The following is a 7,904-nucleotide window of genomic DNA, read 5'->3' on the forward strand; positions in this document are numbered from 1 at the left end:
TTGCTTTCCGTTTCTTGTCCCCGGGGTCCACGACGCCCCTGGTAATCCCCAACCGCCAGTTTGGCGCGCGGGCGCACCCCCAAAAAAACGGCAATCATTTGATGGGCTTTTTTTTTGGGGCCGGACGCGCCGGCTGCGTTCGATCAGAACTTGAAGTGCGACACCGACGGCCCGCGCAGCGGCTTGATGACGGTTTCGAACAGCCCCTCGGTCTCGAAGCTTGCGGCAGTGGTGCGGGTGATACGCCAGGCCGTCATGATGGGCGCTTCACCGGTCACGACGATCATGCGGCCGCCCACGCGCAGTTGATACTTGAGCGCGTCGGGTACGGTAGGCACCGAGCCGGTGACCAGAATGGCGTCGTATTCGGTGCTGCCCCAGCTGCGGCTGCCGTCGCCGATTTCGACCTTGACGTTGTTCACGCCGTTGCGCTGCAGGTTTTGCTGCGCAAAGGCGGCCAGACGGCTGTCGATCTCGACCGAGGTGACCTGGCGGGCCAGGTGTGCCAGCAGCGCGGCCTGGTAGCCCGAGCCGGTGCCGATCTCGAGCACACAGTCGGTGGGTTGCAGCTGCAGGTCTTGCGCGAAGCGGGCTTCGAGCTTGGGAGCCAGCATGGTTTCGCAGGTATCGACCCCGTTGATCTGCAGGGGAATCTCCAGATCGGAAAAGGCCAGCGCGCGCAGGGCGATAGGCACGTATTGTTCGCGGCGCACGGCGAACAGGACATCGAGGACCTTGGTGTCGAGCACGTTCCAGGGGCGGATCTGCTGCTCCACCATGTTGAAGCGGGCTTGTTCGACGTCGGGCAGGGTAGTGGCGTTCATGGACGACTCTCGGCGCTTGTGGCGGTCTGGTCTAAGGGTAACTATGGATTTTAACGCTTTGTAGCTGTTTGGGTTCTTAAGGCTCGGTGAGGGTTTTTGGCGGGCGGGTTTGGGTTCTTTAGGTGCCGAGGCTGCCCTGCGGAATTCCGATGCTCGCCGCTTCCGCGGCTGTGCTTCGGATTCCTCCGGGGTCCTCGGCTCGTGGGGCGGCAAGCCCGGCGGGTTTACCACCAGGCGTGGAAGTGGTGGACCGGGCCGTGGCCCTGGCCTATGTCCAGGCGGTCGGCGTGGCGCAAGGCTTCGGTCAGGTAGGCTTTGGCGCGTCGGGCGGCTTCGGGCACGTCGTCGATCTGCGGCAGCAGCGCGGTCAGGGCGGCCGAGAGGGTACAGCCGGTGCCGTGCGTGTTTTTAGTGGCTAGCCGGGGGGCGGCCAGTTCGATCATGCGGTCTCCGTCGTGCAGCAGGTCCAGGGCGGCCTCGCCGCCGGGCAGGTGGCCGCCCTTGAGGAGGACCCAGCGGCGACCGCTGTAGGCCATCTTGTCGCGCAGGCGTTCGGCCACGCGGCGCATTTCCTTGATGGTTTCCACCGGTCGCTCGTCCAGCAGCACGCCGGCTTCGGGCAGGTTGGGCGTAATGACCGTCGCCAGGGGCAGCAGGGCATCGCGCAGGGTGCCGATGGCATCGCGCTCCAGCAGCAGGGCGCCGCTGGTCGAGACCATCACGGGGTCGATGACCAGGTGGGCCGGCCGCCAGTGGTCCAGACGCTCGGCCACCGCGGCGATGACGGGCTGTTGCCCAAGCATGCCGGTCTTGACGGCGTCGATGCGCACGTCGGCGAAGAGTGTGTCGATCTGGCGCGCCACGAAGGCGGGCGGGACGGGGGCGACATCGGCCACGCCTTGCGTGTTCTGCGCGGTCATGGCCGCCACGACCGCGCACCCGTAAGCGCCCAGTGCGCTCATGGTCTTGACGTCGGCCAGGATGCCGGCGCCGCCGGACGGGTCCACGCCGGCGATGGTCAGGGTGTGGGGTATGCGACGGCCGGCAGTCATTATTTTTTAGCCGTGATCAAGCCTTCGATCGGCGAGCTGGGGATCGCGCTGTAAAGCTTCCTGGGCATGCGGCCGGCCAGGAAGGCCTCGCGGCCGGCCTCGATGGCGAGTTTCATGGCGCGGCCCATGCGCACCGGATCTTGCGCGTGCGCGATGGCGCTGTTCATGAGCACGCCGTCGCAACCGAGTTCCATGGCGATGGCGGCGTCGGACGCCGTGCCCACGCCGGCGTCGACCAGCACGGGGACGCGCGCCTGATCGATGATCAGGCGCAGATTCCAGGGGTTGAGAATGCCCATGCCCGAGCCGATCAGCGAGGCCAGCGGCATGACCGCGCAGGCGCCCAGGTCTTCCAGCATGCGGGCCTGGATGGGGTCGTCCGCGCAATACACCATGACCTTGAAGCCCTCGTCCACCAGCGTCTTGGTGGCCTTGAGCGTTTCGGGCATGTTGGGGAAAAGGTTCTGCGGATCGCCCAGCACTTCGAGCTTGACCAGGTCGTGGCCGTCCAGCAGCTCGCGCGCCAGGCGCAGCGTGCGCACGGCGTCTTCGGCGGTGTAGCAGCCGGCGGTGTTGGGCAGCAGGGTGAACTCGGACATCGGCACGTAGTCGAGCAGATTGGGCTCGCCCGGGTTCTGTCCCAGGTTGGTACGGCGTATGGCGACAGTGACGATCCGGGCGCCGCTGGCGTCCAGCGCGGCGCGGGTCTGTTCGAAGTCTTTGTACTTGCCGGTACCGACGATCAGACGCGAAGCGTATGCGCGGCCTGCAATGGTGAGGGTGTCTTGGGTGCTCATGGCGATGCGGGTGAGAAGGCGCGGCATGCGTCTATATTTAAAAAAGGCCCCCACGCTGCGCGCTATGCGCTTGCGGCCCCAAGGGGGTTTTTTTGCTTTGGGGCGGCCCGGCAGCAAAAAGTATAATCCCGCCGTTACAGGTGCCCTGGCGGACTCTTCCGTCAGGGTTAAACGGGAAAGCGGTGCGCCGTGCGGAGTTCGACTCCGTTCGGCCAAGCCGCTGCTGCCCCCGCAACGGTAAGCGAGTGCGGGTGCGCCACGAAGCCACTGGGCCACGGTCTGGGAAGGCGGCGCATCAAGACTTGCGAGCCCGGATACCGGCCTGCGACGTCCCTTCCACAAAAATCGGCAAGCGGGGATGCTTGCCAAAAAAGGAATCATGTCCTCTGCACGCCTGAAACGCGCGGCGGCGCTATTGCCGTTGTCGCTGTCCTGTATTGCCCCCGTGCACGCCCAGCAAGAGCTCGATCCCGTCGTGGTGACGGCTACGCGGCAGGCAACCCGCGAGTCGGACCTGCTGGCCGACGTGACCGTCATCTCGCACCGGGAGATCGAGAAGCACGCCGGCGACAGCATCGTCGATCTGCTGGCCGAGCAGCCCGGCATCCAGATGAACCGCAACGGCGGTCCGGGTCAGGCCGCCAGCCTGTACCTGCGCGGTGCCAACGCCAACCAGACCAAGATCCTGGTCGACGGCGTGCCCATCAATTCGCTGGACGCGTCCGGTTCGGCGCTGCGCTATCTGACGCTGGACAATGTCGATCACATCGAGATTCTGCGCGGTCCGGCCTCGACCCTGTATGGCGCGGACGCGATCGGCGGCGTGATCCAGATCTTCACGCGCAAGCCCGAGCCGGGGCTGCATCTGGACAGTTTTATCGGCTACGGCACGCAGAACACGCAGAAGGCCAATGTCGGCGTGTCGGTCGGGCAGGAGAAGTGGCGCGCGCGCGTCGAGGCCAATCGCATGTCCACCGACGGCATTCCCGCCGAGATCGGCGGTCTCAACCAGGACGCCCAGGCCGACAGCTACACCAACACGGGCGGATCGGCCGCGTTCACCCTGTTGCCCGCCGCCGGGCACGAGCTGGGCGTGAGCTTCCGTCAGAACCAGGGGCGCGCGCACTATTCGAGCGGCTACACGACTGCGACCGACTCCACGTATCTCACCGACGGATCGAGCACGTTCGACAATTACACCGACTTCACCACCTCGCAGGCCAGGGTCTATTCCAAAGATCGGCTGGCCTCGTTCTGGAAGAGCACGCTGCAGTACGGCCAGTCGCTCGACTGGCAAAAGTTCTATTCGTCCAGCGCGCCGCAAGGGCAGTATCTTCAGACCATCGACAAGCAGCTGAGCTGGCAGAACGATGTGGATCTGCCGCTGGGAAAAATGCTGGTCGCGCTCGAACACGATGGCCAGAAAGCGACGAGCGATCCGTCGCAGTCGCTCGCGGCGGGCAGTTATATATCGAGCAATTCTGCGTTGCTGGGCTGGACCGCCAATTGGGGCAGGAGCCGATGGCAGATCAACGGTCGGCACGATGCCAACTCGATCTACGGCGACAAGAACACCTACTCGGCGTCCTACGGCTATCAGCTCACGCCGCAATGGCGCGCGCAGGCGAGCTATGGCACGGCCTTCAAGGCGCCGACGCTCTACCAGCTCTATATCCCGCTCTACGGCAACGCCAATCTGCAGCCGGAGACGTCGCGCAACCGCGAGGTGGGCCTGGTCTGGGAGCGCGAATCGCAGACGGCGTCGCTCACCTATTACCGCAATAATGTCTCCAACCTGATCAACTACGTCACGACGGATTCAGCAGGAGACGGGCAATATCAGAACATCGGGCAGGCCACCCTGCAAGGTGTGACCGTTTCGTACAAAGGCCGCTTCGGCGACTGGCGTCTGCGGAGTTCTTACGACTGGCTCGATGCGGTCAACGATGCCAACGGACTATTCCTGCCCCTGCGCGCACGCAATGCGGGCACGGTGGGCGCCTCCCACGTATGGGGGCCGTTCGAGGCCGGCGTCGATCTGGTCGTGGTGGGCAGCCGCTACAACGATGCCAAGCAGCAGACCCCGCTGGGCGGCTATAGCCTGGTCAACCTGACGGCGCGCTACCAAGTGTCGAAGGCGCTGTCGATCCAGGCCAGCGTAAACAACGTGCTCGACAGGTCATACACGCAGATCCAGGGCTACAACACGCCGGGCGTGACCGCTTTCGTCGGCATACGCTATGTCATGCGGTAAAAAGACGGCATGGACTTCTCTTGCACCGTTGCGCGCGCCGAGCTCATCCTGGGGGGGCAGAAGAGCGGAAAGTCCGGCCGCGCCGAAGCCATGGCGCGCGCATGGCTGGCCGCATCCGCAGAACGCGGCGCCGTGCTGATCGCCACGGGGCAGGCCCACGACGATGAAATGGCCGAGCGCATCGCGCGCCATCGCCGCGAGCGCGCCCTGAACGTTCCCGGCATGACGACGGTGGAGGAGCCGCTCTGGCTGGCGTCGTGCGTCGATCGCCTGGCGTCGCCCTCGACCCTGCTGGTCATCGACTGCCTGACGCTCTGGCTGGCGAACTGGCTGATGCCTGCCGCGCCTTGCGCCCGGACAGATCCGGCAGCGGCATTCGCGGCGCAGGCCGATGCCCTGATCGCAGCGCTGGGCCGCAGCACGGGCCCCACGGTTCTGGTCAGCAACGAGATCGGCCTGGGGGTCATTCCCTTGGGCCGGGAAGTGCGGGCCTACGTCGACGCGCTCGGCACCTTGAACCGGCGTCTGGCGCAAGTTTGCGAGCGGGTGACCTTGATGACGGCCGGCTTGCCGCTTTGTCTGAAGGGGCAGGCATGAGGCATATCGCGCTGCTGTGCGTCGCCTTCGCCGTTTTCGTGGCGGCCCAGGCCAATGCCAAGGTCCAGGCGACGGACGATCGCGGCGTTACTGTGACGCTGGACGCGCCGCCGCAGCGCATTGTCAGCCTGCTGCCATCGCTGTCGGAAACCGTCTGCGCCCTGGACCGTTGCGGTCGCCTGGTCGGGGTGGATCGCTATTCGAATTATCCGGCCTCGCTGCGGCAGCTGCCGCAGGTGGGCGGCGGCATCGATCCCAATATCGAGGCCATCGTCGCCTTGAAGCCCGATCTGGTTCTGATGTCGCCCGCGTCGCGCGTCGCTCAGCGGCTCGAGGCCCTGGGCTTGAAAGTCTTCGCGATCGACGCGCATTCCTATGCCGGTGTGCGGCGCGCGACGCACGCGATAGGCGCCTTGCTGGGCGTGGCCGATCCGGACAAAGTCTGGCAGGCTGCGCAGGCCGGCGTGGATCGGGTGGCCCGTTCGCTGCCGCCGCAGGCGCATGGCCTGCGCGTCTACTACGAGGTCTCGCGCGGCCCTTACGCCGCGGGCGCCGCATCGTTTCTGGGCGAAACCCTGGCGCGCCTGGGGGTACAGAACATCGTGCCGGCCAGTCTCGGGCCTTTTCCCAAGCTCAACCCCGAATACGTCGTCAGGGCCGACCCGGATCTCATCATCGTCAGTCAAGAAGGCATCACCGACATAACGGGCCGGCCGGGCTGGGGCGGCATTCGCGCCGTGCGCGAGCGGCGCATCTGCGCGCTGTCGCAGGACCAGACCGATGTGGTGGTCCGCCCCGGTCCGCTGCTGGCCGAGGGTGCGCGCATTCTGGCCGACTGCATCGTCGGCAAGGGGTTGTCGAAATGACGGGCGCGGCGCCGGCGGTGCACGGCCGCGCGGCGATGTGGGCGGCCATGTTGATTGCGCTGGCGTTGGCCGGCTGCGCGCTGGGCGCAGGCATAGGCAGCACCGGCTTCGAGGACGTGCTGCACGCGAGGAGCGATCCCGTCGCGTGGCGCATTCTCTGGGACATACGCCTGCCCAGGACGCTGGGCGCGTGGCTGGCCGGCGCGCTGCTGGGCTTGTCCGGCGCGATCGCGCAGGGGCTGTTCCGCAATCCCCTGGCGGATCCCTATCTGCTGGGCAGCGCATCCGGCGCTTCGATGGGCGTGGGTCTCATGCTGGCCTTCGGCGGCGTGTCGCCGCTGGCGACGCAATGGTTGATGCATCTGGGGCTGACGGGCGCCGCTTTCGTCGGCGCGGCGGGCGCGGTGCTGCTGACTCTGGTGTTGGCGCGCGGCGTGCAGCACACGCTGCGCCTGTTGCTGGCCGGGGTCATCGTGGGCGTAGTGCTGGGCGCCTGCAACGCGCTTTTGATGCTGCGCTATCCGCCGGTCATGCAGACCATGCAGGCCTTCATGCTGGGCAGCACGGCCTTCATCGGCTGGGATTCGCTGGGGTTGATGGCGCTCGTGTGGCTCGTGTGCTCACTGGCGGCATGGAGCCTGAGCCGCGTGCTCGACGGCCTGGCCCTGGGCGAGGAAACCGCCGTCAGCCTGGGGCTGCGCCTGGCGCCTTTGCGCGCGATTCTGATTGCCGTGCTGGCCTTGGCGATAGGCGCGGCAGTCGCGCAAACCGGGATCATCGCCTTCGTCGGATTGGCCTCACCGCATCTGGCGCGCTCGCTGGTCAAGACCACGCACGGGCGGTTGACCCTATTGTCGAGCCTGATGGGCGGCGCATTGCTGCTGGCCGCCGATCTGCTGGCGCGCTGGATCATCGCGCCGCAAGAGCTGCCCGTCGGAGTGTTGACCGCGCTGATCGGCGGCGTCTATCTCTTGTGGCGCATGCATGCAGGTTCCGTTCATAAGGATGCGGGATGAATCCGGAACCCAATGCCATCGAAGCCCGCGCGCTTGTCGTGCGGATGGACGGCCGCAAGATCCTGCACGAGGTCGACCTGACTGTCGGACGCGGTCGCTGGACCAGCATCGTCGGTCCCAACGGCGCCGGCAAATCGACGCTGCTCAAGGCGTTGGCGGGGCTGCTGCCGCGCGCCGGCGCGGTGCGGCTGTGCGGCATCGCGCACGATGCGGGAGCGCGTCAGCGGGCCCGGCATCTCGCCTGGCTGGGCCAGGGGGCGGAGGGCGCGAACGACCTCACGGTGTACGACATCGTCATGCTGGGCCGGCTGCCGCACCAGTCCTGGTTGCGTCCGGCCTCGCAAGCCGACCGCGACGCGGTGCGGCAGGCGCTGGACTCGATGCAGGCCTGGGACTGGCGCGAACGCGGCCTGGGCCATCTTTCCGGCGGCGAGCGCCAGCGGGTGTTGCTGGCGCGAGCCCTGGCCGTGCAGGCGGACATCGTGTTGATGGACGAAC

Annotated in this window: 8 protein-coding genes and 1 riboswitch; of the genes, 5 read left to right on the forward strand and 3 right to left on the reverse strand. The window is 66.6% G+C overall.

From position 1 onward, the window contains the following. Nucleotides 1-143: 143 nt before the first annotated feature. The 3 genes from ACTHJ1_RS07150 to ACTHJ1_RS07160 all read right to left on the reverse strand — a co-directional run bounded on the left by ACTHJ1_RS07150 (nucleotide 144) and on the right by ACTHJ1_RS07160 (nucleotide 2,673). The gene (locus ACTHJ1_RS07150) at nucleotides 144-824 is read right to left on the reverse strand and encodes a protein-L-isoaspartate O-methyltransferase family protein (protein ID WP_440189827.1); all 681 of its coding nucleotides are present in this window, start codon (nucleotides 822-824) and stop codon (nucleotides 144-146) included. Between the two features lie 224 nt (nucleotides 825-1,048). Continuing rightward, complete coding sequence (gene thiD / locus ACTHJ1_RS07155; protein WP_440189830.1) at nucleotides 1,049-1,876, reverse strand: bifunctional hydroxymethylpyrimidine kinase/phosphomethylpyrimidine kinase; 828 nt, start codon at nucleotides 1,874-1,876, stop codon at nucleotides 1,049-1,051. After that, the gene (locus ACTHJ1_RS07160; RefSeq protein WP_440189833.1) at nucleotides 1,876-2,673 is read right to left on the reverse strand and encodes a thiazole synthase; all 798 of its coding nucleotides are present in this window, start codon (nucleotides 2,671-2,673) and stop codon (nucleotides 1,876-1,878) included. Before ACTHJ1_RS07160 ends, thiD begins: the two co-directional genes overlap by 1 nt. A 121-nt stretch (nucleotides 2,674-2,794) precedes the next feature. Next, nucleotides 2,795-3,013: riboswitch (cobalamin riboswitch) on the forward strand. Between the two features lie 39 nt (nucleotides 3,014-3,052). Between ACTHJ1_RS07160 and ACTHJ1_RS07165 the strand changes: the two genes are divergently transcribed. The 5 genes from ACTHJ1_RS07165 to ACTHJ1_RS07185 form a co-directional block, all read left to right on the forward strand. Then, nucleotides 3,053-4,927 (forward strand): TonB-dependent receptor domain-containing protein, encoded by a 1,875-nt coding sequence (locus tag ACTHJ1_RS07165; RefSeq protein ID WP_440189836.1) that lies wholly within the window; start codon nucleotides 3,053-3,055, stop codon nucleotides 4,925-4,927. 9 nt (nucleotides 4,928-4,936) lie between these two features. Beyond that, nucleotides 4,937-5,524 (forward strand): bifunctional adenosylcobinamide kinase/adenosylcobinamide-phosphate guanylyltransferase, encoded by a 588-nt coding sequence (locus tag ACTHJ1_RS07170; RefSeq protein ID WP_440189839.1) that lies wholly within the window; start codon nucleotides 4,937-4,939, stop codon nucleotides 5,522-5,524. Further along, nucleotides 5,521-6,390: an ABC transporter substrate-binding protein gene (locus tag ACTHJ1_RS07175; RefSeq protein ID WP_440189842.1), complete on the forward strand. Its 870-nt coding sequence runs from the start codon at nucleotides 5,521-5,523 to the stop codon at nucleotides 6,388-6,390. Before ACTHJ1_RS07170 ends, ACTHJ1_RS07175 begins: the two co-directional genes overlap by 4 nt. Next, nucleotides 6,387-7,406, forward strand: a complete 1,020-nt coding sequence (locus ACTHJ1_RS07180; protein WP_440189845.1) for a FecCD family ABC transporter permease — start codon at nucleotides 6,387-6,389, stop codon at nucleotides 7,404-7,406. Before ACTHJ1_RS07175 ends, ACTHJ1_RS07180 begins: the two co-directional genes overlap by 4 nt. Next, the coding region (locus ACTHJ1_RS07185; protein ID WP_440189848.1) for an ABC transporter ATP-binding protein at nucleotides 7,403-7,904 on the forward strand (502 nt) is incomplete at its 3' end. The genes ACTHJ1_RS07180 and ACTHJ1_RS07185, both read left to right, overlap by 4 nt.

The sequence above is a fragment of the Bordetella sp. genome (genome assembly GCF_051960075.1).
Lineage (GTDB): Bacteria > Pseudomonadota > Gammaproteobacteria > Burkholderiales > Burkholderiaceae_B > Bordetella.

Bases quoted from the DNA above. Each gene is read 5' to 3' on its own strand.
- ACTHJ1_RS07150 (WP_440189827.1), bottom strand. From the start codon at position 824: ATGAACGCCACTACCCTGCCCGACGTCGAACAAGCCCGCTTCAACATG.
- thiD (WP_440189830.1), bottom strand. From the start codon at position 1,876: ATGACTGCCGGCCGTCGCATACCCCACACCCTGACCATCGCCGGCGTG.
- ACTHJ1_RS07160 (WP_440189833.1), bottom strand. From the start codon at position 2,673: ATGAGCACCCAAGACACCCTCACCATTGCAGGCCGCGCATACGCTTCG.
- ACTHJ1_RS07165 (WP_440189836.1), top strand. From the start codon at position 3,053: ATGTCCTCTGCACGCCTGAAACGCGCGGCGGCGCTATTGCCGTTGTCG.
- ACTHJ1_RS07170 (WP_440189839.1), top strand. From the start codon at position 4,937: ATGGACTTCTCTTGCACCGTTGCGCGCGCCGAGCTCATCCTGGGGGGG.
- ACTHJ1_RS07175 (WP_440189842.1), top strand. From the start codon at position 5,521: ATGAGGCATATCGCGCTGCTGTGCGTCGCCTTCGCCGTTTTCGTGGCG.
- ACTHJ1_RS07180 (WP_440189845.1), top strand. From the start codon at position 6,387: ATGACGGGCGCGGCGCCGGCGGTGCACGGCCGCGCGGCGATGTGGGCG.